17 protein-coding genes are annotated in these 24159 nt (G+C 63.8%); 5 read left to right on the top strand and 12 right to left on the bottom strand.

Annotated features, from left to right (window positions below; translation table 11 throughout):
* Window positions 1-424: 424 nt before the first annotated feature.
* Window positions 425-892, top strand: a complete 468-nt coding sequence (locus EOD29_RS05470; protein ID WP_067002526.1) for an Hsp20 family protein — start codon at window positions 425-427, stop codon at window positions 890-892.
* 181 nt (window positions 893-1073) lie between these two features.
* Here EOD29_RS05470 and EOD29_RS05465 read toward each other — a convergent pair whose 3' ends face one another.
* A complete protein-coding gene (locus tag EOD29_RS05465) occupies window positions 1074-2126 on the bottom strand; it encodes a low specificity L-threonine aldolase (RefSeq protein WP_127246086.1) in 1053 nt (350 codons plus the stop codon).
* Window positions 2127-2616: 490 nt separating this feature from the next.
* Between EOD29_RS05465 and gltB the strand changes: the two genes are divergently transcribed.
* Both gltB and EOD29_RS05455 read left to right on the top strand, forming a co-directional pair.
* Window positions 2617-7335: a glutamate synthase large subunit gene (gltB, locus tag EOD29_RS05460; protein WP_127246085.1), complete on the top strand. Its 4719-nt coding sequence runs from the start codon at window positions 2617-2619 to the stop codon at window positions 7333-7335.
* 154 nt (window positions 7336-7489) lie between these two features.
* Complete coding sequence (locus EOD29_RS05455) at window positions 7490-8944, top strand: glutamate synthase subunit beta (protein ID WP_067325915.1); 1455 nt, start codon at window positions 7490-7492, stop codon at window positions 8942-8944.
* A gap of 38 nt (window positions 8945-8982) precedes the next feature.
* Here the strand turns inward: EOD29_RS05455 and EOD29_RS05450 are convergent, their stop codons facing one another.
* Complete coding sequence (locus EOD29_RS05450) at window positions 8983-10197, bottom strand: DUF459 domain-containing protein (protein WP_127246084.1); 1215 nt, start codon at window positions 10195-10197, stop codon at window positions 8983-8985.
* 115 nt (window positions 10198-10312) lie between these two features.
* Window positions 10313-11533 (bottom strand): lytic murein transglycosylase, encoded by a 1221-nt coding sequence (locus tag EOD29_RS05445; RefSeq protein ID WP_127246083.1) that lies wholly within the window; start codon window positions 11531-11533, stop codon window positions 10313-10315.
* Window positions 11534-11756: 223 nt separating this feature from the next.
* Here EOD29_RS05445 and galU point away from each other — a divergent pair, with 223 nt between their 5' ends.
* Window positions 11757-12662: a UTP--glucose-1-phosphate uridylyltransferase GalU gene (gene galU, locus EOD29_RS05440; RefSeq protein WP_095777124.1), complete on the top strand. Its 906-nt coding sequence runs from the start codon at window positions 11757-11759 to the stop codon at window positions 12660-12662.
* Between the two features lie 69 nt (window positions 12663-12731).
* Here galU and EOD29_RS05435 read toward each other — a convergent pair whose 3' ends face one another.
* The gene (locus EOD29_RS05435) at window positions 12732-14519 is read right to left on the bottom strand and encodes an outer membrane beta-barrel protein (RefSeq protein ID WP_127246157.1); all 1788 of its coding nucleotides are present in this window, start codon (window positions 14517-14519) and stop codon (window positions 12732-12734) included.
* A 160-nt stretch (window positions 14520-14679) separates the two neighbouring features.
* Between EOD29_RS05435 and EOD29_RS05430 the strand changes: the two genes are divergently transcribed.
* Window positions 14680-15681, top strand: a complete 1002-nt coding sequence (locus EOD29_RS05430; RefSeq protein WP_127246082.1) for a KpsF/GutQ family sugar-phosphate isomerase — start codon at window positions 14680-14682, stop codon at window positions 15679-15681.
* A gap of 66 nt (window positions 15682-15747) precedes the next feature.
* Here EOD29_RS05430 and EOD29_RS05425 read toward each other — a convergent pair whose 3' ends face one another.
* The 8 genes from EOD29_RS05425 to EOD29_RS05390 form a co-directional block, all read right to left on the bottom strand.
* Window positions 15748-16212: an NfeD family protein gene (locus EOD29_RS05425; protein ID WP_067325928.1), complete on the bottom strand. Its 465-nt coding sequence runs from the start codon at window positions 16210-16212 to the stop codon at window positions 15748-15750.
* A 28-nt stretch (window positions 16213-16240) separates the two neighbouring features.
* Complete coding sequence (locus EOD29_RS05420) at window positions 16241-17191, bottom strand: SPFH domain-containing protein (RefSeq protein WP_067002512.1); 951 nt, start codon at window positions 17189-17191, stop codon at window positions 16241-16243.
* Between the two features lie 132 nt (window positions 17192-17323).
* On the bottom strand, window positions 17324-18388 hold the full coding sequence (hemH, locus tag EOD29_RS05415) for a ferrochelatase (protein ID WP_127246081.1): 1065 nt from the start codon (window positions 18386-18388) through the stop codon (window positions 17324-17326).
* 147 nt (window positions 18389-18535) lie between these two features.
* A complete protein-coding gene (locus EOD29_RS05410; RefSeq protein ID WP_127246080.1) occupies window positions 18536-20623 on the bottom strand; it encodes a 5'-nucleotidase C-terminal domain-containing protein in 2088 nt (695 codons plus the stop codon).
* A 190-nt stretch (window positions 20624-20813) separates the two neighbouring features.
* Complete coding sequence (locus tag EOD29_RS05405) at window positions 20814-21185, bottom strand: hypothetical protein (protein ID WP_067002507.1); 372 nt, start codon at window positions 21183-21185, stop codon at window positions 20814-20816.
* Window positions 21186-21371: 186 nt separating this feature from the next.
* Window positions 21372-22817 (bottom strand): homospermidine synthase, encoded by a 1446-nt coding sequence (locus tag EOD29_RS05400; protein WP_067325942.1) that lies wholly within the window; start codon window positions 22815-22817, stop codon window positions 21372-21374.
* A gap of 125 nt (window positions 22818-22942) precedes the next feature.
* Complete coding sequence (locus EOD29_RS05395) at window positions 22943-23863, bottom strand: DUF3445 domain-containing protein (protein WP_067325945.1); 921 nt, start codon at window positions 23861-23863, stop codon at window positions 22943-22945.
* Window positions 23860-24147, bottom strand: coding sequence for a YciI family protein (locus EOD29_RS05390; protein WP_067002501.1), 288 nt, complete (start codon window positions 24145-24147; stop codon window positions 23860-23862). The genes EOD29_RS05395 and EOD29_RS05390 overlap by 4 nt, the downstream gene beginning before the upstream one ends.
* Window positions 24148-24159: the final 12 nt, after the last annotated feature.

Genomic DNA, 24159 nt, shown 5'->3' with positions numbered 1-24159 from the left:
GGCGTCGCCACGGTGATAGACGCCCATGCGCCAAAAGCAAAGGTCCGGGATACGCGCTTTCCTGAACGGGAAGGCCGGAAGCACCTGCGGCGCGCTTCCGGCCTCTGTCGATCCGGGAGGAAGGGACGTTACACCCGGTCGGCTTCGCCGCGGCGCACCGATCGAGGCGCCGCATGTCCGTATTGTTGACTGCAGCCTAGCGAGCCCCGGCTGAACGGATGCCGAAGCCTCGGTTCATCTGGCGTTCATCGAGCGAAAAAATCGAAGGGAAAGTTGGTGCGCGAAGTTCTTGAAATGGGCTTTTCCGCTTCCCAAATGGAGGTTGCGGCCGCCGATGTCGGGGCCGCTGGCCTATCCGGAGCGCCTTTCGAGGGTTTCGTACCGGGTCAAACGCAAACCATGTTGCTCAACAGGAGAACACATCATGCGTCACGTTGATTTTTCCCCGCTTTATCGTTCGACCGTCGGTTTCGACCGGCTGTTCACCATGCTCGATACGCTCGGCCAGCCCGAGAGCGCGCAGACCTATCCGCCCTATAACATCGAGCGCACCGGCGAGAACGCCTATCGCATCTCGATGGCGGTTGCCGGCTTCTCGGAAGACGAGATCTCGATCGAGGCGCACCGCAATGTGCTGACCGTCAAGGGTGAGCGCAAGGAAGAGAACAATGGCGAGGGTTCCGAGCTGCTCTATCGCGGCATCGCTTCGCGCGCCTTCGAGCGTCGCTTCCAGCTCGCCGACCACGTTGAGGTCGAGGGCGCCACGCTGAAGAACGGCCTGCTCTTCGTCGACCTCAAGCGCAACATTCCGGAAGAGCTGAAGCCGCGCAAGATCGCGATCACCTCGTCTTCGGACAAGGCCAAGCAGATCGAGGCCAAGGCCGCCGCGTAAGCCGCGGGCTCGGTGTAAGAAACGTCTCCCTCCCGAGACGAAAGCGGCGCCGGAAGGGCGCCGCTTTTTTGTGACATTAATCCTGCGCCAGAAAATCAACGCGGCGACATTTCGCCGATGTTTTCTGGCTTTTTTGATCCTGCTTGGCCTCGAACTGTCGCTGGGGCCTTTGCTCGCCTGATCATTGCGAGAGGTGTTGGCCGAGACGGTCGATCTCTTGGGTGGTGGTGGCGAAGCTGGCGACGAAACGGTAGATTGCTTCCTTGTCGCCGAGATGGCCATCGAAACCCTGCGGCACGCCCCATTCATAGAATTTGGCGCCGGCGGTCTGCAGCTTTTCGGCAAGAGCGCGGTCGAAGATTGCGAACACTTCGTTGGCCTGCGGCAGCCAGGCGAGCCTGCCCGCCGGCGCGTCCTCGATCGTCTCGGCGAGATGTGCCGCCATCGCATTGGCATGCCGCGCCATCCTCAGCCAAAGGTCGTCGGTGAAATAGGCTTCGAATTGCGCCGAGATGAAGCGCGCCTTGGAAAAGGTCTGTCCGGCGCGCTGGCGAAGCAGGCGCAGATCCCCGCCGACTTCCGGGTTGAAGATCACCACCGCGTCGGCCATCCAGCAACCGTTCTTGGTGCCGCCGAAGGAGATCAAGTCGACGCCGCTCCTCCAGGTCATTTCCGCCGGCGTGACGTCGGTCGCGGCAATCGCATTGGCAAAGCGCGCGCCATCCATATGCAGCGGCAGCTTGTGCCTACGGCTGACCTCGGCAATCGCCTTGACGTCGTCGACGGTGTAGACGGTGCCCACCTCGGTCGCCTGGGTGATCGTCACGGCCATCGGCTGGCCGGCCGGCGCAAGATCCTGCGAATAGCGCTTGATGGCATTGTCGAGAGCCTGCGGGTTGATGCGCCCCAGGGGACCCGCAACCGGCGCCGTACGAGCGCCGCCGGTGTAGAAGCCCATCGCGCCGAACTCGTCGACATTCATATGCGCTTCGGAATGACAAAGGGCGATGCCGCCGATACGGTTCAACGCCGCCATCGAAAGCGCGTTGGCCGCGGTGCCGGTGGCGACGAAGAACACCTGAACTTCCCGCTCGAAGATCTCGCTGAAGCGATGGTAGACGGTGCGGTCCAGGTCGCCGTCGCCATACGCGGTCGCGATGCCGGCCGCGTGGCGGGAGAGGTTCGCCGAAATGTCGGGATGAACGCCCGCCCAGTTGTCGGATGCAAAGAACATCGAGAGGTCCGTATTGTGATTGGCGGAAAGCGGCGCGACTTGACTGCTTTGGCGCGCGAAGCGCAAGGGCCAATCTTTCGCAAAACGGTGAAGCCAGCCGGGCCGTAACGACTGACTAGAGGTTGCGTTTTTTGATCCCTTCGCGAAATTTTGTGTCGCGGCACGCCCGAGAATTTTGTGAATCGGTCTTGTGCAGGTGCGGGATTTCTGCCATAAAAAATTTAGGACAGTAGTGCTGTCTTATTTTGTCGCACAAAACAGGCTGGACTGGCATATCATCGCTGCCATTCCGGCCATTGTCGCGAGCGGCGGGTAGACGGCACCGCTCTGGCCTGTACGATACCGGATGCGAACCGGGCGTATGGCCGCATGGTTCGGCAAGAATTTCGCGAGACGTGCAGCAAGGACGAAGGGAGGCATCGTGCTTCCCAAGGCAAACCAGCGCCCCGAGGGAAATCACCGCCAAGGGTGCGGAACGGAGGACAGGACGATGACGGAACTGACGCCATCTGCGATCAACGGCCAGGCCGCGCAGACGAAAGCGGCAGCCGTCAAAACTGGTACCACCGCCAATGGTTTGATCGCGCAGGGCCTCTACGATCCGCGCAACGAGCATGACGCCTGCGGCGTCGGCTTCATCGCCAACATGAAGGGCGTAAAGTCGCACCAGATCGTCGAGGACGGTCTGGCGATGCTGGAAAACCTCACCCATCGCGGCGCTGTCGGCGCCGATCCGCTGGTCGGCGACGGCGCCGGCGTGCTGGTGCAGATTCCGGATCGGTTCTTCCGCGATGAGATGGCCGCAAACGGCGTCGAACTGCCGCCGGCCGGCCAATATGGCGTCGGCCACTGGTTCATGCCGCAGGACGCAGCACTTCGCGCCCATATCGAGGACATCATCGCCGAATCGGCCCAGTCCGAAGGGCTGCCGCTGATCGGCTTCCGCGACGTGCCGGTCGATAATTCGTCGCTGTCGAAGGCGCCGGAGATTGTCGCCTCCGAGCCGTTCCATCGCCAGGTGTTCATCGGCCGCACGGCCGAGATTCCGGACGACGAGGAATACGAGGCGAGGCTCTACCTGCTGCGCAAGGTGATCTCGGGCCGCATCTATGCCGAGAACGACAACAAGGATGTCGGCGCCTATTGCGTGTCGCTGTCGGCGCGCACCATCGTCTACAAGGGCATGTTCCTCGCCTACCAAGTCGGCGCCTATTACAAGGACCTCAAGGATCCGCGCTTCGACACGGCGCTGATCCTCGTCCACCAGCGCTTCTCGACCAACACCTTCCCGTCATGGAAGCTGGCGCATCCCTATCGCATGGTCGCGCATAACGGCGAGATCAACACGGTGCGCGGCAACAACAACTGGATGGCGGCGCGTCAGGCCTCGGTCGATTCCGAGCTGTTCGGCAACAACATCTCGAAGCTGTGGCCGATATCCTATGAAGGCCAGTCCGACACGGCGTGCTTCGACAATGCGCTCGAATTCCTGTTTCAGGGCGGCTATAGCTTAAGCCACGCCATGATGATGCTGATCCCGGAAGCCTGGGCCGGCAACAAGCTCATGGATTCCGACCGCAAGGCGTTTTACGAATACCACGCCGCGCTGATGGAGCCGTGGGACGGGCCGGCGGCGGTCGTCTTCACCGACGGGCGGCAGATCGGCGCGACGCTCGATCGCAACGGCCTGCGTCCGGCTCGCTACATCGTCACCGACGACGACCGCGTCATCATGGCTTCGGAAGCCGGCGTGCTGCCGGTGCCGGAGGAAAAGATCGTGCAGAAGTGGCGGCTGCAGCCCGGCCGCATGCTTTTGATCGATCTGGCCAAGGGCCGCATCATCTCCGACGAGGAGATCAAGTCGGAGATCGCGACCAGGCACCCTTACAAGACCTGGCTCGCCAACACGCAGTTGATTCTTGAAGAGCTGAAGCCGGTCGAGCCGCGGGCGCTGCGCAAGGATGTCAGCCTGCTCGATCGCCAGCAGGCCTTCGGCTACACACAGGAAGACACGAAGCTTCTGATGGCGCCGATGGCCACTACCGGCCAGGAAGCGGTCGGCTCGATGGGCACCGACACGCCGATCTCGGCGATGTCGGACAAGTCGAAGCTGCTCTACACCTATTTCAAGCAGAACTTCGCTCAGGTCACCAATCCGCCGATCGACCCGATCCGTGAGGAACTGGTGATGAGCCTGGTGTCCTTCATCGGGCCGCGGCCGAACATCTTCGACCTGATCGGCACATCGCGCCGCAAGCGGCTTGAAGTGCGCCAGCCGATTCTCACCAACGGCGATCTCGAGAAGATCCGCTCCATCGGACACACCGAGGACCGCTTCGACACCAAGACGATCGACATCACCTACGGTTCGAACGAGGGCGCTGCCGGCATGCAAGGCGCCATCGACCGGCTCTGCGAGCGCGCCGAGGCGGCGGTCGCGGGCGGCTACAACATCATCATCCTGTCCGACCGCCAGGTCGGGCCGGACCGCATCGCCATTCCGGTTTTGCTGGCGACGGCGGCGGTGCACCATCACCTGATCCGCAAGGGCCTGCGCACCGCGGTCGGACTGGTCGTCGAATCCGGCGAGCCCCGCGAGGTGCATCATTTCTGCTGCCTGGCCGGCTACGGCGCCGAGGCGATCAACCCCTATCTCGCCTTCGACACGCTGCTCGACATGCACAGGCGCGGCGAACTGCCGGAGGAGGTCGACGCATACGAGGTCGTCTCCCGCTACATCAAGTCGATCGGCAAGGGCATCCTCAAAGTGATGTCCAAGATGGGCATCTCGACTTACCAGTCCTATTGCGGTGCGCAGATCCTCGACGCCATCGGGCTCAAGTCGGACTTCGTCGAGAAGTATTTCACCGGCACCGCGACGCTGATCGAAGGCGTCGGGCTGGACGAGATCGCGACCGAGACTCTCAGCCGCCATACCGATGCCTTCGGCAACGACCCGGTGCTGCGCAACAATCTCGAGGTCGGCGGCGAATACATGTTCCGCATGCGCGGCGAGGCGCATATGTGGTCGCCGGATGCGGTCGCCAGCCTGCAGCATGCCGTGCGCCAGGGCTCCTGGGACACGTTCAAGGAGTATTCGGCGCAGATCGACAGCGCGACAGCTAGAGCGCAGACCATCCGCGGCCTGTTCGAGATCAAGCTGGCGGAAGAGACCGGCCGCAAGAAGGTCGCGATCGAAGACGTCATGCCGGCGGCCGAGATCGTCAAGCGCTTCTCGACCGGGGCGATGTCCTTCGGCTCGATCTCCCGGGAAGCGCACACGACGCTGGCGCGCGCGATGAACGCCATCGGCGGCAAGTCGAACACCGGCGAGGGCGGCGAAGAGGCCGACCGCTATCTGCCGCTGCCCGGCGGCGGCAAGAATCCGGAACGCTCGGCGATCAAGCAGGTCGCGTCGGGGCGGTTCGGCGTGACGGCGGAGTATCTGGTCAATTCCGACGTCATGCAGATCAAGGTGGCCCAAGGCGCCAAGCCCGGCGAGGGCGGTCAGTTGCCCGGACACAAGGTCGACGCCACCATCGCCAAGGTCAGACACTCGACGCCAGGCGTCGGCCTGATCTCGCCGCCGCCGCATCACGACATCTACTCGATCGAGGATCTGGCTCAGCTGATCTACGACTTGAAGAACGTCAATCCGGCGGCCGATGTCTCGGTCAAGCTGGTCTCGGAGGTCGGCGTCGGCACGGTTGCGGCGGGCGTCGCCAAGGCGCGCGCCGATCACATCACCATCTCCGGCTACGACGGCGGCACCGGCGCTTCGCCGCTGACCTCACTCAAGCATGCCGGCAGCCCGTGGGAAATGGGCCTCGCCGAGACGCATCAGACCCTGGTGCTCAACGGCCTGCGCTCCCGCGTGGCGCTGCAGGTCGACGGCGGGTTGCGCACCGGCCGTGACGTCATCATCGGCGCGCTGCTCGGCGCCGACGAGTTCGGCTTCTCGACCGCGCCGCTGATTGCGGCCGGCTGCATCATGATGCGCAAGTGCCACCTGAACACCTGCCCGGTCGGGGTGGCGACGCAGGACCCGGTGCTGCGCAAGCGCTTCAAGGGCACGCCGGAGCATGTCATCAACTTCTTCTTCTACGTGGCGGAGGAGGTGCGCGCGCTGCTCGCCGAAATGGGCTTCACCCATCTCGACCAGATCATCGGCGACACCGACCTTCTGGAGAAGCGCGACGTGATCCAGCACTGGAAGGCGCGCGGGCTCGACTTCTCGAAGATGTTCTTCAAGCCGGAGGCGCCGGCTGAGGCGCTGCACTGGACCGAGCGGCAGAAGCATCCGATCGACGACGTGCTCGACCGCAAGCTGATCGAGCTGGCAAAGCCGGCGCTGGAAGCCAAGCAGCCGGTCAGCATCGAGCTGCCGATCCGCAATGTCGACCGCTCTGCCGGCGCGATGCTGTCGGGCGAAGTCGCCAAGCGCTTCAAGCACAAAGGCCTGCGCGAGGACACGATCCAGGTTAAGCTCACCGGCACGGCTGGCCAGTCTTTCGGTGCGTTTCTCGCGCGCGGCGTTTCCTTCGAGCTGGTCGGCGCCGGCAACGATTATGTCGGCAAAGGCCTGTCGGGCGGCCGCATCGTCATCCGGCCGCCGGAAGAGGCCAAGATCGTCGCGGCCGACTCGATCATCGTCGGCAACACGGTGCTCTACGGCGCGACCGAGGGCGAGGCCTATTTCGCCGGCGTCGCCGGCGAGCGCTTCGCGGTGCGCAATTCCGGCGTCGTTGCCGTTGTCGAAGGCGTCGGCGACCATGGCTGCGAATACATGACCGGCGGCATCGTCGTGGTCATCGGCAAAACGGGCCGCAACTTCGCCGCCGGCATGTCGGGCGGCGTCGCCTATGTGCTCGACGAGAAGGGCGATTTCGCCGAACGCTGCAACATGGCGATGGTCGAGCTGGAGCCCGTTCCGGAAGAGGACGACCTGATGGAGAAGCTGCTCCATCATGGCGGTGACCTCGACCATAAGGGACGCGTCGACGTCTCCGGAGACATGACAAGCCATGACGAGGAGCGGCTCTATCAGCTGATCTCGAACCACGTCCATTACACGGGCTCGGTGCGCGGCCGCGAGATCCTCGACAATTGGGCAAGCTTCCGGCCGAAATTCCGGAAAATCATGCCGGTCGAGTATCGCCGCGCGCTGATCGAGATGGAGCGCATGCGCATGAGCGTGGCGGCGGAATAGGCTTTGGGCACGGCCGGGGAGGTAATCGCCCGGCCGGCATCCTCACCAACAATCCTGACCTCGGACCAAGGTTGCCACGGCGGCCTTATGAGGTTAACGGGTGCGCCGACAAGCTAGACTTGCGAGCGCGCCTTCGGACAGCAGGGACTGGACTATGGGCAAGGTAACAGGGTTTCTCGAAATCGACCGGCAGGTGCAGAAGTACCAGCCTGCCTCGGATCGCATCCGGCATTTCCGCGAATTCACGCTGCCGATGTCGGACAAGGAGGTCGAGAAACAGGCCGCGCGCTGCATGGATTGCGGCATCCCGTTCTGCCATGGACCGACCGGCTGCCCGATCCACAACCAGATCCCGGACTGGAACGACCTCGTCTACAATGGCGACTGGGACAGCGCGATCCGCAACCTGCATTCGACCAACAATTTCCCGGAGTTCACCGGCCGCATCTGCCCGGCGCCTTGCGAGGAAGCCTGCACGCTGAACCTCGAGGACATTCCGGTCGCCATCAAGACGGTCGAGCAGGCGATCGCCGACAAGGCCTATGAGACCGGCCACATCCGGCCCTACCCGCCGGAAAAGAAGACCGGCAAGCGGGTTGCCGTCATCGGCTCCGGGCCGGCCGGCATGGCCGCCGCCCAGCAGCTCGGCCGCGCCGGCCACGATGTGCATGTCTATGAGCGCGAGAGCCGGCCGGGCGGGCTGATGCGCTACGGCATTCCCGACTTCAAGATCGAGAAGCATTACATCGATCGCCGCATCGAGCAGATGCAGGGCGAGGGCGTGAGTTTCCATTGCGGCGTCAATGTCGGCGTCGACAAGCCGGTTGCCGAGCTCCTCGCCGAGCACGACGCCGTGCTCTATTGCGGCGGCTCGGAAACGCCGCGCCCGGCCAACATTCCGGGCGACGATCTCAGCGGCGTCTATGACGCCATGCCGTATCTCGTGCAGCAGAACCGCCGCGTCGGTGGCGAGCCGATCCAATCGGTGGCCTGGCCGTCACATCCGATCATCGCCGGCGGGCAGCATGTCGTCGTCGTCGGCGGCGGCGACACCGCGTCCGACTGCATCGGCACCGCCTTCCGGCAGGGCGCGGTGCGCGTGACGCAGCTCGACATCCGTCCGCAGCCGCCGGAGAAGGAAGACAAGCTCGCCGTTTGGCCTTACTGGGCGACGAAGATGCGCACGTCTTCCTCGCAAGCCGAGGGCGCGGAGCGCGAATTCCAGGTGGCGACCCTCGAATTCATCGGCGAGGACGGACAGCTGACTGGCGTCCGCTGCTGCGAGGTCGATGAGAAGCGCAAGCCGATCGCCGGCACCGAGTTCGTCATCCGCGCCGATCTCGCCTTCATCGCCATCGGCTTTGCCGGTCCGGCGAATGATGGGGTCATGAAGGAGCTGGACGGCGAGATAAAAATGGTCACCGACAGCCGCCGCTCGCGGAACGTCGAGGCCGACGACCGCGACTACAGAACCAGCATAGACAGGCTCTATGCCGCGGGCGACGTCCGTCGCGGCCAGTCGCTGGTGGTGTGGGCGATCCGCGAAGGCCGCCAGGCAGCGCGGGCGATCGACGAGGCGCTGATGGGGTCTAGCGTACTCCCCCGCTGAGGCTACCTGCAGCCACGATGGGCTCTTCCGTTGCGGCCCTACCGACGCACCGCTGTCGAGGTCTCCGATGAAGCGGTCGGCGTCTTCGGCGGCCAGGAAAAATCGTCGGCTCGGCCGGGCGAGGCGACGGGCGCCTTGCCCTCGACGGTCAGCTTTTCGCCTGGAAGATTCGGATCGGCCTTGGCTGGCGGTGCGGCACCCAGCAGCTCGGTCCCGCCGTCGAGCGCGGGGTCGCTGAGCAGCATCGGCGCGGTGCGGTCGACGATGACAGGGGCCGCGGCAGGCTTCGACGCCTCGACCGGAGCGCCCGCCGGCGCGGAAACCGTGGTGACGCTTCCGGGTGCCGCCAGCCCGAGGATCTTGGCCAGCGGCTTTTCGGTGTAGAAGGCAAGCTTGCGCTTGCCGGCCTTGGTCACGTTGATGCCGTCGTCGGAGCGCAGGCGCACCGGCTGGCCGTTGATGTCCGGACCGGAGGTGACGAAGGCGCCGTTCTCGTCGACGAAGCCGTCCCAGACATCGACGAACTCGCCGCCATGGGTCTGTGCGGCTGAATGATAAATGTCGTTGAAGGCGAGCATGTCCGAGGTCATTTTTGCCGCCCCGAACGCCGGCATGCCGACCCACAGGAACGGCACCTTTGCATCTTGAATGGCCTTGCCCAGCGCATCGGTGCGGTGCTCGTATTCCTTGGTCCAGTTCTCGGAGCGCGGCTGCTCGCGGACGTCGCCGACGCGCATCTGCTGGCGGTCGTTGGAGCCAAGCATGACCACCACGACGGACGGCTTCTCCGTCTCGATCAGAGACTTGATCTCGACCGGCCAATTGTAGAAATCGTCACGCACGAAGCCCGACGAGCCGTTGCTGCGCGAAACGATCCTGACCGCCGGATTGTCGGCGAAGGCGACGTCCAGACCCTCGGCGAGCCCGCCCGCCAGAAAATCGCCGACCACCAGCACGACGCGCGCATCCGGCGCCTTTTCGACGACCGGCGCCTCCGGCTCGGCCGGCGGGCGCGGCTTGGGTTTTCTGGCCTTCGGCTTCGGCCTCACCGGCTGGACATTGGCAGGAGGTTCAATGCGCTCGCTGCGGCGCGGGAAAAGAAGATCGCGCAGCGACCAGCCGCGGTTTCCGTCTTCCTGCGCGAAAGCCGGGGTATGAAAGGCGCTCGAGCCGGCGACGGCAAGCACGGCGATGGCCAGGACGAGAATCGGCAGGCGGCGAACGATCAGCCAGACACGCGCGACCGTAACCAATGAAAGCCTCCATCCTTGGCGCATGACAACGTAAAAAGCCGGCAAGTCATGCGCAGGCCGCAGCGCTACAGCATCCTTTCCGCTTTTGAAAGGATGCTTGACGACATGGGCGGCTCTATTGCTTCCGGAGCCATTTCAGCACTTCCAGGCTCGGATAGCCATCCTGGCTCAAGCCTACCTTCGCCTGGTAGGCCATGATGGCGGCTTTCGACCCCTCGCCGATCTTGCCGTCGAACTTGCCGTCATAATAACCGTGCTCGGAAAGCCGCTTCTGCAGTTCCTGCCGTTGCTCAAAGCTGAGCTTGGTGAAAGGCCGCTGCCAGTCCTGCACAAGCCCGGTGCCACCGGCGATTTCGTCGGCGAGCAGGCCGACGGCCAAAGCATATTTGTCGGCATTGTTGTAAGCCTTGATGACCGAGAAATTCCTGATCATCAGGAAGGCCGGTCCGCCCCTGCCGTCCGGCACCTTGAGCGTCGCCTTGTCGCTCAGGTTCCTGAACGGCTTGCCGTTGGCCCTGACGACCCCGAGCGCCTGCCACTGCGCCAGCGTCTTCGATCCGGCCGGCAGCTTGCCCGGCGGCAAGGTCACTTCATAGCCCCAGGTCTTGCCGGCCTGCCAGCCGTTCTTCCTGAGCAGATTGGCGGCACTCGCCAACGCGTCGGGTATCGAATTCCAGATGTCGCGCCGGCCATTGCCGTCCATGTCCACCGCGTAGTGCTGATAGCTGGTCGGGATGAACTGGGTCTGACCCATCGCGCCCGCCCAGGAACCCATGAGATGGCTTTCGTCGATGTCGCCGGTCTGCAGGATCTTCAGCGCCGCGATCAGCTGGGTTCGGGCATATTTCGAGCGCTTCGGGTCGCCATAGGCAAGGGTCGCCAGCGAACGGATGACATTGCGCATGATGTCGTCGCGCTTGAGGATCTCGCCATAGTTCGATTCCATCGACCAGATGGCGAGAAGGATATGGCGATCGACACCGAACCGTGCCTCGATCCGATCCAGCCATGGCTTCCATTTGCGCGCCATTGCCTGACCATTGGTCACCGACTGGTCATGCACGCGGTTGTCGAAATAATCCCAGGCGGGGGCGGTGAATTCCGGCTGGGTGCGGGCCTTTTCCAGCACGACCGGGTCGGGCTCGATGCCCCTCATGGCCCTGTCGTAGACTGCGCCGGAAACGCCGCCCGAAACCGCGGTGGCACGAAAGCCCGCGACCCACTGGCGGAAACCCGCATCGGCGAAAGCGGGTCCGGCGGGCATCAGCAAGGCAAGCGTGAGGCCCGCGGCCGTCACAAATGCCGCCAGGCGCCTTGCGCTGCTGCGAACGGACATCCTTTTCCTCCTTCATCAAAATTAGGAAGGATCATTCAACGCCGAAGCCGGTTAGTATTTAGTTTACCATAGGTGCCATTAGGAACGAAAAGAGAGGTCGGTGCTTTAACTTTCGATTTTCAAGCCATCCGCTCGGATAATTCAACATTCCGGCGCGAAAATGTTCGGGGGATTGCGGAGCGGATGGCCGCGCGGATAATGGGCTTAAACGGATGGGTGGAGCATGAAGCGAGTTCGCAAGGCAGTTTTCCCGGTCGCCGGTCTCGGCACACGGTTTCTTCCGGCCACCAAGGCCATCCCGAAGGAGATGCTAACGGTCGTCGACCGGCCGGTCATTCAATATGTGGTCGACGAGGCGCGCGACGCCGGCATCGAGCATTTCATTTTCGTGACCGGGCGCAACAAGGCGGTCATCGAGGATCACTTCGACGTCCAGTTCGAGCTCTATGATACGCTCGCCCAGCGCGGCAAGGACGACCAGCTCGCCCGCCTGCAGCGGCTGCAGCCAGCGCCGGGCCAGACCAGCTTCACCCGCCAGCAGGTGCCGATGGGGCTTGGCCATGCCGTCTGGTGCGCGCGTGAGCTGGTCGGTGACGAACCGTTCGCGCTGCTTTTGCCCGACATGATCATGCAGTCGGAAAAAAGCTGCATGAAGGATATGGTCGAACTCTATGCCGAGACCGGGAACAACATCATCGCCGTACAGGAATGCGACCCGGCCGAGGCCCATAAATACGGCATCGTCGGCCGTGGCGAGGACACCCATCACGGTTTTCGCATCACCGGCATGGTGGAGAAGCCGAAGGCTGGCACGGCGCCCTCCAATCTCTTCATCAACGGGCGCTACATCCTGCAACCGGAGATTTTCGGCATCCTCGAAAGCCAGGAGCGCGGCGCCGGCAACGAGATCCAGCTGACGGATGCGATGCTGAAGCTGGAGAAGCAGCAGGCCTTCTACGGCTATCACTATAAGGGGCGCACCTTCGACTGCGGCTCGCCGGAAGGCTTCGTCGAGGCCAATGTCGCCTTCGCGCTCTGGCGCAGCGACATGAATGCGAGCATGGCCGGGGTCATCCGCACGCTGCTGGATGAGGTGCGGCCGGCGGAGCGGATCGGCGCCGCTTCCTAGGTGCTGGCTAAGCGGAGCGGATCCTTCGGATCTCCGCGTCCGCATCGCTGGCGCGAGGATCACGAAGTGTCAGCGCTGCACCTTCAGGCCGAGATAGACGCTGTTGGCGACATAGTCGCGACCGGGAAGGTTGCTGGTGAGCTTCTCCGTCCTGATTCTTGTGGTGAGGCCGGCATAGCGGTTCAGCCACCAGGTCAGGCCGGCCTCGGCGCTCAGGACCAGATCGTGGCCATCGGAGCCGATGTAGTCGCGCCAATCGAGCCCCAGCGCTGTATTCGCCGTCAGGTTGGCGCGGACCTGCCGCTCGCCGGTGAGCCGGCCCGAATAGAGGAGGTCGCCGCTCTCGTTAGCGATGGTCGTGGTCTCGACCGTGGTTCTTCCGGTCAGCCCGATGATGGTGCCGCGCTCGGGCGACCATCTGAGGTCGGCGTTGACGTAGGGCCCCGCAATCGCCGGCAGACGGTCGTCGTCGATGCCTTCGCGCAGCCATCCGACGGAGAACTCGCCGGAGAGCTTCTCGCGCATGTCGAGCTCGAGGCCGGCACGCGCGCCGAGCCGCGTCGAGGAGCGCTCGAAACCGTTGCTGTCGAGGCGCAGATCGTAGATCCGCCGGCCGGCTTCCACCTCAAGGAATGGCGTCATGGCCGGTGAGACCTGGTAGCCGGTACGCAAGGTCGCAGAGTAGAGTGTCGAGTCGCGATCCTTCAGCGACAAGACGGTGCCGTCCGAGAGCTTGGCGTCGCCGTAGAAGTCATGCGAGACCGCGCCGGTCAGCGCGTAGCGCATCTTGCCGACATCCTTCTCGATGCCGAGGCTGCCGTCGACCGTCTGCCGCAGCGGCTGTGAGGTGACGCCGGCAATCGCATCCGGCGAGGACGCCGATTCCGGCACCGCTTCATACCCGAGCTTGGCGATGGCGCGCAGTTCATTGTCGAGGTCGACAGTGAGCTGGCCTTCGATCCGGCCCTGCGCATCGTTGATCTTCTGGCCCGAAAGCGTGTTGCGAAAAAGGCCGTAGCCGTCGACGACGGCCGAATTCTCGCGCCAGTCGGAGGTGGCGGAGAAACGCAGCGCGGTTTCGGACAGCACAGCCGACCTGCCGCCGGCGCTGGCATCGGCATTGGAAGTCGCGGTGAGGCCTTGCTCGAGTGTCGGACGGAAGACAAAGGTCCCGACCTTGATGCCGGGGGCGGCGAAGGCATCGTCCTCCAGCTTCACTTTCTGGCCCTCGATCGATCCTGTGCGCTCCGCGCCGGGATCGAGCTTCTGCCGGTCGACGCTGTCGATGGTGACGGCGCGGCGGTTCGCGCCGTCATCCTCGGTGGCCGCCGTTTCGGCCTGATCGCCGGTGGCGGCCTTGGCCGTGCTGTCGGTCGTCTGGCCAGGCTTCTTCGTGGCCTTTTTCTTGTCGGCCGCCTTGGCATCGCTTTTCGCCTTGGCACCCGCACTCTGCCTTGCAGTCGAAGGCGGGCGCGGCGCGGCCATTGTTTGATTGTCGGCGAAGGGGTCGTCCGTGGCTCGCGGCTGGTTGAGGATGCTCCCCTCCGCGCCCCCGGTCTGGTCGTCGTCGGGCACCGCGCCTGGGCTTGCCGGCTCATAAGGGTTGGCGGGCGTCTGGTCCTCAGCCATCTGGGTCGCTGGAACCGCTTGATCCAGCGATCCCTGCGGGCGCAACTGTCTCGCCTTGCGTTGCTGGTCGGCCAGGATTGCCGATTCGGAGACCTCGCCGCGCAACTCGGTTTCCTGCGAAAATGCCGGCACTGTGCGCAGCAAGGCGACGATGCTTGCCGTCAGCAAAAGCGCTGCAACGGCAATGCACTTCCGGCCCTTTTTCGTATCTGGCTCGCCGCCGAACATCATCACCACTGCTTGCGCGGCGCAGGCGCGCCATACTTACCGGACCGTAAATGCGGATGGTTAACGGAGGGTTGAAACAGGCCAAGGGCCCTGTCCGCGACGCACGCGAGACGGGAATTTCGTTGGACAGGCGGGCGACATGGCGCTAATGGCATCTGCCATGCACGCGGGGTCCTCAGAAAGAAAGCAGCCGGACAGGCAGGCAGCGATTGAATCGGCGCTGAGAACGGTGGCGACGGAGCAGGCCGGCATGGCCGCGCTTGCAGCCGCTCTCGGCAACGGCTTGTCCGAACCGTTCGCTGCCGCAGTGGATGCCATCGCGCGGATCGAGGGCCGCGTCATCGTCACCGGCGTCGGCAAGAGCGGCCATATCGGCTCAAAGATCGCGGCGACGCTCGCCTCGACCGGCACGCCTGCCTTCTTCGTCCATCCGGCCGAGGCCAATCATGGCGATCTCGGCATGATCGCCAGGGACGACGCCATCATCGCCATGTCGTGGTCGGGCGAGAGCAGGGAACTGATGGGCATCGTCGCCTATTCCAGACGCTTTTCGATCCCGCTGATCGCCATCACCTCGGGCGAGAATTCGGCGCTGGCGCGCGCCGCCGACGTCGTGCTGTTGCTGCCGGCCTCGCCGGAGGCCTGTCCGCACGGGCTGGCGCCGACGACATCGGCGCTGCTGCAGCTGGTCATGGGCGACGCGCTGGCGATCGCGCTGCTCGAGGCGCGCGGCTTCACGCCGGACCATTTCCGCACCTTCCATCCCGGCGGTCAGCTCGGCGCCAATCTGATGCAACTGCGCGAGATCATGCATGTCGGCGAGCGGCTGCCGCTGGTGCCGTCGGGCACGGGAATGCGCGAAGCGATCGTCGAACTGTCGCGCAAGGGTTTTGGCTGCGTGGCGATCACCGGCGCCGACGGTGCGCTGATCGGCATCATCACCGATGGCGACATCCGCCGCCACATTGCCGATGATCTTCTGTCGATGAACGTCGATGAGGTGATGACAAAGAAGCCGAAGACGGCTGCCCCCGACACGCTGGTGGCGACGGCGCTGCAGACGATCAATACGTCGGCCATCACCAGCCTGATGGTGGTCGAGGCCGATCGCCCCGTGGGGCTGGTGCATCTGCACGATCTGCTGCGCATCGGCGCCGCCTGAGATGGGCGAGACTCAGGACACGCAGGCCTGATTCCCAAACGGCTTCAGAATAGGAAACCCGCAAACTCAGACGGCCTCCACCGTCAGCTCCAGATCGGTGTCGGCGGCGCCGGTCACACGCACCTGGGTGCCTACGGGCAGGTCCGGGCCGGAGACACGCCACAGCGTGTCGCCGAGGCGGATGCGGCCGCGGCCATTCTTGATGGGCTCGGCCAATGTCGCCGTGCGGCCGACCATCTGAGCGCCGCGGCGGTTGAGCAGCGGCTGGTCCGCATTGACGGCACGATCGCCCACCAGCTTCTTGCCGACGAAGGCTGAGACCAGAGAGAGCACGAGGAAGGCGAGCACCTGGAGCTGCCAGGTCCAGAAGGCAGCGTCCCAAATCAGCAGCGATACCGCGCCGATGATCAGCGCGGCGATGCCGATCCACAGCATGAACACGCCGGGCGCCACGATTTCCATCACCAGCAGCACGAAGCCGAGGACCATCCAGTTCCACGGCCCGAGTTCCGAGACGATGCGATCGATCATTGACGTTCTCCCACCCAGATGGCGTGACTCAATTGTCCGACGGTCGCACGAGCGGCGTGCGCGCCCCCTGACGTTGCGGGCCGGAAGGGCCGTCGGCCTTGAACACTTCGCGGGCGATCTCGCCGATGCCGCCGAGCGAACCGATCAGCGATGAGGCTTCGAACGGCATGAGCACGATCTTGTTGTTGCTGGACGAGCCGATCCTGGCCAGCGCCTCGGTGTATTTCTGCGCGATGAAGTAGTTGATCGCCTGCACGTCGCCCTTGGCGATGGCTTCCGACACCACCTGGGTCGCCTTGGCCTCCGCCTCGGCGGAACGCTCGCGCGCCTCGGCATCGCGGAAAGCGGCTTCCCTGCGGCCTTCGGCCTCGAGGATCTGCGACTGCTTCATGCCTTCGGCGGCCAGGATCTGGGCGCGCTTGTCGCGCTCGGCGATCATCTGGCGGCTCATCGAATCCACCAGATTGGCCGGCGGGTTGATGTCCTTGATCTCGACGCGGGTGATCTTGATGCCCCACGGGTGCGCGGCCTCATCGACGACGCGCAGCAGCCGTTCGTTGATCGCATCGCGGTTGGACAGCAATTCGTCGAGATCCATCGAGCCCATGACGGTACGGATGTTGGTCATGGTGAGGTTGAGGATGGCGTTCTGCAGCCCGGAGACCTGATAGGCGGCCTGCGGGGCATTCAGCACCTGGTAGAAGGCGACGCCGTCGACGCCCACGATTGCATTGTCACGGGTGATGATCTCCTGCGTCGGGACATCGAGCACCTGCTCCATCATGTTCATCTTGGCGCCTACGCGCTCGAAGATCGGGTTGATGATGTTCAGGCCGGGCGTCAGCGTCTTGGTGTAGCGGCCGAAACGCTCCACCGTGTAGTTGTAGCCCTGCGGCACCGTTCTGATGCCTTTGAAAAGAAGGATGATGACGAGGAATACAAGAACAATGATGGCAATATCGAAACCGCTAAACCCCATTTCGTTTCTCCCTCAAAAGGCGGCGACCTCGCGGAATCACTTAAGTGTGTTTCCGAAGCGTTACAATCAGGTGATCGCGAATATTGGTTAGCGAAGGCTGTGCGAACCGGTTTCGCCGCCTAATATCGGACGTCAGACCCAGCCTGACAGTTCCCGCCGCACCAGCGCCTCGATCACTGCCATGCCCTCGGCGCTGTCGTTGAGGCAAGGGATGTGGGCGAAGTTCTTGCCGCCGGCATGGTGGAATGTCTCGGCGGCCTCGCGGCCGATTTCGTCCAGCGTCTCGATACAGTCGACGGAAAAACCCGGATTGACGACCGCGATCGATTTGACGCCGTCCTTCGCCAGCTTCTCGATAGTGACGTCGGTGTAGGGCTGCAGCCATTCCTGGGCGCCGAAGCGCGACTGGAAGGTGGTGATGAGCTTCTTCTCGTCCCAGCCGAGCCTTGCCCTGAGCAGCCTCGTCGTCTCGAGGCAATGCGCCTGGTAAGGGTCACCCTTGTCGGAATAGGGTTTTGGGATGCCGTGGTAGGAGGTGATCACCACCTCCGGCGCGAAATCGAGCGTCGCCAGGTTTTGCTCGATCGAGCGGGCGAGGGCGTCGATATAGACCGGCTCGTCATAATAGGGCGGCACGCTGCGGATCGCCGGCGCTCGCCTGATCTTCATCAGCGCCCGGAACAGCTGGTCGTTCGCCGTCGCCGTGGTCGTCGCCGAATATTGCGGATAGAGCGGAAAAGTGAGGATGCGCTCGCAGCCCTGCTCGACCAGCCGGCGGACGACGCTGCCGGTCGAGGGATTGCCGTAGCGCATGGCCCAGTCGACCACGACGGTTGGCAGATCAGCAAGCGCAATGGCGAGCTTCTCCGCCTGCGAGCGGGTGAAGGTGCGCAGCGGCGACTCGTTCTTCTCCCGGTTCCAGATCCTGGCGTAGTTGGCGCCGGACTTTGTCGGCCGCGCTGTGAGAACCAGCCCGTAGAGGATCGGATACCAGATCGCCTTGTTGAGCTCGATGACGCGCGGATCGGAGAGAAATTCTCTGAGATAGCGCCACATCGGCTTGAAATCGGTGCCGTCGGGCGTGCCGAGATTGATCAGCATGATGCCGATCTTGCCCGCCTTCGCCGGCGCGGCACCCGCCGGCGCCGGACCGGCGGTCTTGGCGGCGTTCGCATCGGCAGGATTGGCAAGCGTCATCGACGGTCTCCGGTTGTCGGCGCGAAAACTAGCGATGCCATGCCGGTTTTGGAATGCTGCGTCTGGACGCACCTTACCGCGTTTGCGTCTGAAACCGGAACACCCGTCCGGTCTTCCGGACGGGTGCCATGAATTTCCGGCGAAAGGTTACTTTGCGGCCGGCGGAATTGTCAGCGTTGCTCCGAGCGGCAGACGGCGCGGCCTGTAGTCCTTGTTGGCCTCGGAGATCAGCTTCCATTTGCTGCCGTCGCCATAGTTTTTCTTGGCCAGATCCCAATACGTGTCGCCCGCGGCGATCACATGGCTGGTCTCCGGGCTGGCCTCCGGGCCGGTCGCGGCCGGCTTGGCCTCGGCGGGCGCTGTTTCGGCCGGCTTGGCGGATTCGGTCGCAGGGGCGGCGGTCGCCGGCGCAGTCTCGGCAGGTTTTGCTGTCTCCGACGTTGCCGGTGCCGTCTCGGCCGGAACGGCCGGCGGCGTCCCGGCGATGTCGCCGGAACTGGACGGCAAAGCCGGCATGGCAGGCTCGGTGGCCGCCGGCGCCGTCTCGGCCGGCTTCGCGGGTTGGGCGGCAGGCGGCGTCGTGGCGGTCTCGGCAGGTTTTGCCGGCTCCGCGGCCGCTGTCATGGCGCCGATCTCGGTGATGCGGCCGTCGAGCTTCGGTGTATAGGGGCGGTGCGCGCCGAGATAGTCGGCCACCACCTGCTCCAGGCCCGGGCCGTAGTCATAGGCGTCCGTAGCCTTTTCGGCGAAGACCTTGTAGCCGTCGCCGCCCTGGCGGACGTAGTTGTTGGTGGCGACGAGATACTGCTTGTCCGGATTGATCGGCACCCAGGCGCCGTTCTCCATCACCTCGACCGATTTGACGCGGCCGGCATTGGGCGCGACCGACTTGTCGAAGGCATATTTCAAGCCGGCCACCTGCGGGAAGCGGCCGGCGCCGTCCTCGACCTGGCTGACGCCGCTTTCGAGACCGGCGACCAGGTCCTTGCCGGAGATCTTGAAGGTCGCCAGCGTGTTCTGGAACGGCAGCACCGTCAGCACTTCGCCCATGGTCACGGTGCCCTGGTCGATCGAGGCGCGCAGTCCGCCGCCATTCGAGATGACGATCTCGACGCCCTGGCCCTTGACCCGATCGAGGACGGCGTCGGAGACGAGATTGCCCATTTCGCATTCGCGGGTGCGGCAGCTTTCACGACTGCCATCGATCGGCTTGGTGGTCTCCGCCACTTCCTTGTTCTTCAGCGCCTCGATCGGCGCGCCAAGCTCCTTGATGCGGGCGAGCACCGCCGGATCGGGCGTGATCGACTTGTCGAGAAAGATCGGGTCGCCGCTGGCCGACTTGACGACGCCGTTGTCGTCGAACACGACCTTGAATTCGCCGAGATATTTCGAATAGGACGCCGCCTGCACCACCGGCACCTTGTAGCCGTCGGGGTTGTCGACCATCGTCGGGTAGGGGCCTGCCGCCTTCGGATCGGTGTTCGACAAAAGCGTGTGGCTGTGGCCGCCGACCACCACGTCGACGCCGGGGATTTTCGCGATGACGTCGCGCTCGCGGTTATAGCCGATATGGGTGACGGCGATGATCTTGTTGATGCCCTGCGCCTTCAGTTTCTCGACCTCGGCGGTGATCGACTTGACGTCGTCCGCGATGGCAATGTTGGGGCCGGGCGAGGCGAGTTCCGGCGTGTCGTTGGTGACGGCGCCGACGATGCCGATCTTCTGGCCGCCGACTTCGACCACGATGGACGGCTTGACCTTGCCGTGGGCGCCGGACTTGTCGTTGGGCACGACGTTGGCGCTGACCACCGGGAACTTCGCCTTGTCGAGATAAGGCACAAGCGCGCTTTCGCCGTCGTCGAACTCATGGTTGCCGAGCGTCACCGCGTCGGGCTTGAGCTGATTGAGGAATTCCTCCTCCGCTGCTCCCTTGTAGGTGATGTAGAACAGCGATCCCTGGAAGCTGTCGCCTGCATTGAGCAGCAGCACGTTCTGACCTTCGAGCTTCTTGCGCTCCTGCGCGATCGCAGTGACCAGCCGGCCGGCGCCGCCAATGCACTCGCCTTTGGTCTCCTCCTCCGCGGAACATGTCGACTCGTATTTGTTGTTGCCTTCGATGCGGCTATGCCAATCGTTGAAATGCAGGATGTTCAGCGTGTAGTCGGCAAAAGACGCTCCGGCCGAGAGGCCAAGTGCTGATGCGGAAAGGGCGGCAATGGCGGCAAATTTCTTCATTCTCGTCTCCCGGATGAGCTGACTTGAAGTGCTTAAAGCCCTCGCTTGGCTGGAAGGTAACAGTCAGCTTCGGGTCATGTTCACATCGCGTTTTGGCCGATGCAAGCGGAAATCGGGAGGAGGTTTGCCGGCACAAAAAAGGACGGCGGCTCGCGCCGCCATCCTCAACAAAGTCGATCTCTGCCTGAGCTCAGGCCCGGCGCGTCAGCACGAAATTCTGACCACTGGAGCTGGTGCAGTTGAGCTGGCTGGTAGAGACCATCAGGCAGTTGAAGCTAACCGGCGTCTGGCGGATCAGCGAGGTGCCGTGGATCTCGACCGAGGTCGCGCCGGTCATGGTGTAGCTGCCCTCGGACAGCTTCTGGCCGGTATCGGTCGCGACGGTGGTGAAGCTGCCGGCCGCGAAAGTCGAGAGGCCGGTGCCCTTGGCGTCGATCCAGTTGCCCTCGACGCCCTTGGGCGCCGCTGCGATCGGCTCCGAAGGGCCGGTGGTGGTGCAGGCGGCCGCGGCCAGAAGGCTTGCCGCGGCGCCTGCCGAAAGCAATTTGCGCGCAATGGTCATTTAGAATCCTCTCCTCTCGCGTCGGCCCGAAAACCGATCTCCGATCTTCGGAAAAGCACGATGCGTGCATTCAAAGTGCTAGAGTACTTTGTGCGTCCGAAGGAACGCCCGTTTCTCTAGGCCGCCCGTCTTCAATCGCCCGATTTCCGGGCGATTGCAAGGTGGAGACGCGGGTAGGCTTGGCTGCTATCGCACCAGGATGTTGCGGAACTGCCACGGATCGTCCTTGTCCAGATCCTCGGGGAAAAGCCCCGGGCGATTATCAAGCGGCGTCCAGTCGGTGTAGTAGCCCCTGACCGGCCCGAGATAGGGAAGCTGCACTTCCAGGCAGCGCCGGTAGTCCATCTCGTCGGCCTCGACGATGCCGGCCATCGGATTTTCCAACGCCCAGACCATGCCGGCCAGCACCGCCGAGGTGACCTGCAGGCCGGTGGCGTTCTGATAAGGCGCCAGCTTGCGCGCCTCGGCCAGCGACAGCTGCGAGCCGTACCAATAGGCGTTCTTGGCATGGCCGTAGAGCAGCACGCCGAGCTCGTCGACGCCGTCGACCAGCTCGTTCTCGTCGAGCACGTGATGCACCGGTTGCGCCTTGCCGGCGGCGCCGAACATCTCGTGCAGCGACAGCACGGCATCGTTGCAGGGGTGATAGGCATAATGGCAGGTCGGGCGATACTGAACCTTGCCCTTCTTGCCGCGCACGGTGAAGAAATCGGCGATCGAGATCGCCTCGTTGTGGGTGACCAGGAAGCCGTATTGCGGGCCGGGCGTCGGGCACCAGGAGCGCACGCGCGTGTTGGCGCCCGGCTGCTCCAGATAGATCGCCGCCTGCGAGCCATGCTTGTGCTTCTTGCCGTTCTTCGGCATCCAGGTCTCATGCGTGCCCCAGCCGAGCTCGGCCGGCTGCAGGCCTTCCGAGATGAAGCCCTCGACCGACCAGGTGTTCCAGAATACATCCATCGGCTTCGGCTTCTTGGTGCGCTGGGTATCGCGCTCGGCGATGTGGATGCCCTTGACTCCGGCCTTCTTCATCAGCTTCGCCCAGCCCTCGCGGTCGTGCTCCGGCGGGACCACAAACTCGAGCCCGAGATCGTTGGCGAGGTTGACCAGTGCCTGCTTGACGAACCAGGAGACCATGCCAGGATTGGCGCCGCAGCAGGAGATCGCCGTAGTGCCGCCGGGAGCCTTCTCCTTCTCCTGGCGCACGCTCTCGCGCAGCGCGTAATTGGTGCGCGAGGCATTGTCGGCCTTGTCGTCGAAATAGAAGCCGAGCCACGGCTCGACCACCGTATCGACATAGAGCACGCCGAGCTTGCGGCAGAGCTTCATCAACTCGAGCGAGGAGGTGTCGACCGACAGGTTGACGCACATGCCCTGACCGCTGCCATTGGTGAGAAGCGGGGTCAGAAGCTTCTTGTAGTTCTTCCTGGTCACCGCGTCCTGAACGAAGGCGATGCCGCGCTCGTCGAGCAGCATGCGGTCGCTGTCGCGCGGGTCGATGACCACCATGCGCGACTTGTCGAACTTGAAATGGCGTTCGATCAGCGGCAGCGTTCCCCGTCCGATCGAGCCGAAGCCGATCATCACGACAGGGCCGGTGATTTCACCGTAAACGGGCCAGTTCTCGTTCGCCATTTTTTCGCACACTCCTTCAAACACGGGAAAGTCCGGCATTTTTCGCCGGTAGCCCTACATCATAGATCATTGTCACAAACCAGCAAAAACCGCCAACCGACGGCCAAACCGGCCTGGCGGTTTGGTTAAGCCACCATGGCCATGCCGGCGAGGTACGAAACCAGCCGGTCGCGGTCCGCGCTCAAACCCTTGTAGTCGAGCTGCGCCTGATCGAGAGCATTGAGCTGGTCGGCGAAGGAGGCCGCAAGCGCGACCTTGTCGGGGTGGCGGGCAAGCACCGCCAGCGGGTCGAGATGGATGCGAATGGTGAAAAGGATGTCGCGCGACACCGGCAGCTTGCGCAAGGTCTGACGCTCGACGCGAATGAAGGCATGGGCGTTGATGTCACCATCCGAAAAACGCGTCGGACGGTTCGTGGCACGGTCGATGCGCTCCCCGTTGGAAAGCGGATGATAGAGCGCGTCGCCCGCCTGGATCGACCAGTTGAAGCGCTCGACCGCTTGTCCCTGCAGGCCGTCGAACATGCGGTTGATGAGGTCGGCAGGCCGCGTGCCGGGGCCGAAGCCGGGCACGGGCGCGTGGATCTGTTGTAGCGGCTTGCCGAATTTCTCCTGGAGCGACCAGGACGACGGAAAGCAGAGCGAGCCGGCGGCGAGCCGCCAGCCATCATCGCCGCGGCGCATCAGGATCAGGTCTTCCTGGATTAGCAGCGAGGCTGCGACCAGCGGGGCGTCGGGGCCGACATTGCTGCCTTCGGGGCCGGCTACCTCGATCCCGGCACCCTTGCGGCGGTAGGTTTCGGGATGTTTCGCCAGCAGGTGCGCTCCAAGCAGATCCAGCACCTCCTGCTGCGCCTCACGCGTGCCCTCCTCCTCGACAAAAACCCGGCTTGGGATTTCCGCGTAGAGACGGCGCTTCTCGGCGAGATGCGGCAAAAGAAACTCGTCGAGCTCGATCCATCGATCGAGATCGAGCGGTTTCAGCCCGATGGTGAAAAGCCTTGACGATCCGTCATAGGGCGTATGGGTCGGCTGGCGAACACTCATGCTTCCTTGAAGGCGTCCAGTTCGGTGGCGGTCAACCGCGCCGCGAATTCGGTGATTTCGTAGTCGGCCGCGCCTGCCTCGGAGAAAGGGTCGGCCGCCAGTCTGGCGTCAAGCACGTCGCGGGAACCGCGCGCGACGATGATGCCGCCGGTCCTTGGCCGTTTCGGTCCAGACGCAACAAAAATGCCTTCCGCGTAGCAGGCCTTCAGCCATTCGACATGCGCCGGCGCCAGCCGATCGATCTCGGTCAGCGGCACCTTGTAGTTCAGCGAAACGATGAACATTGCATTCTCCTG

The sequence above is a fragment of the Mesorhizobium sp. M1A.T.Ca.IN.004.03.1.1 genome (genome assembly GCF_003997555.1).
Classification (GTDB): Bacteria; Pseudomonadota; Alphaproteobacteria; order Rhizobiales; family Rhizobiaceae; genus Mesorhizobium.
Note: the sequence above shows the minus strand (reverse complement) of the source record. Positions and strands in the feature narration are given on the sequence as shown.

What these genes read in the sequence shown, in the direction of transcription:
- EOD29_RS05470 (WP_067002526.1), top strand. Translation starts at nt 425, where the DNA reads ATGCGTCACGTTGATTTTTCCCCGCTTTATCGTTCGACCGTCGGTTTC.
- EOD29_RS05410 (WP_127246080.1), bottom strand. Translation starts at nt 20,623, where the DNA reads ATGAAGAAATTTGCCGCCATTGCCGCCCTTTCCGCATCAGCACTTGGC.
- hemH (WP_127246081.1), bottom strand. Translation starts at nt 18,388, where the DNA reads ATGACGCTTGCCAATCCTGCCGATGCGAACGCCGCCAAGACCGCCGGT.
- gltB (WP_127246085.1), top strand. Translation starts at nt 2,617, where the DNA reads ATGACGGAACTGACGCCATCTGCGATCAACGGCCAGGCCGCGCAGACG.
- EOD29_RS05390 (WP_067002501.1), bottom strand. Translation starts at nt 24,147, where the DNA reads ATGTTCATCGTTTCGCTGAACTACAAGGTGCCGCTGACCGAGATCGAT.
- EOD29_RS05465 (WP_127246086.1), bottom strand. Translation starts at nt 2,126, where the DNA reads ATGTTCTTTGCATCCGACAACTGGGCGGGCGTTCATCCCGACATTTCG.
- EOD29_RS05445 (WP_127246083.1), bottom strand. Translation starts at nt 11,533, where the DNA reads ATGTCCGTTCGCAGCAGCGCAAGGCGCCTGGCGGCATTTGTGACGGCC.
- galU (WP_095777124.1), top strand. Translation starts at nt 11,757, where the DNA reads ATGAAGCGAGTTCGCAAGGCAGTTTTCCCGGTCGCCGGTCTCGGCACA.
- EOD29_RS05400 (WP_067325942.1), bottom strand. Translation starts at nt 22,817, where the DNA reads ATGGCGAACGAGAACTGGCCCGTTTACGGTGAAATCACCGGCCCTGTC.
- EOD29_RS05435 (WP_127246157.1), bottom strand. Translation starts at nt 14,519, where the DNA reads ATGTTCGGCGGCGAGCCAGATACGAAAAAGGGCCGGAAGTGCATTGCC.
- EOD29_RS05425 (WP_067325928.1), bottom strand. Translation starts at nt 16,212, where the DNA reads ATGATCGATCGCATCGTCTCGGAACTCGGGCCGTGGAACTGGATGGTC.
- EOD29_RS05420 (WP_067002512.1), bottom strand. Translation starts at nt 17,191, where the DNA reads ATGGGGTTTAGCGGTTTCGATATTGCCATCATTGTTCTTGTATTCCTC.
- EOD29_RS05395 (WP_067325945.1), bottom strand. Translation starts at nt 23,863, where the DNA reads ATGAGTGTTCGCCAGCCGACCCATACGCCCTATGACGGATCGTCAAGG.
- EOD29_RS05455 (WP_067325915.1), top strand. Translation starts at nt 7,490, where the DNA reads ATGGGCAAGGTAACAGGGTTTCTCGAAATCGACCGGCAGGTGCAGAAG.
- EOD29_RS05405 (WP_067002507.1), bottom strand. Translation starts at nt 21,185, where the DNA reads ATGACCATTGCGCGCAAATTGCTTTCGGCAGGCGCCGCGGCAAGCCTT.
- EOD29_RS05430 (WP_127246082.1), top strand. Translation starts at nt 14,680, where the DNA reads ATGCACGCGGGGTCCTCAGAAAGAAAGCAGCCGGACAGGCAGGCAGCG.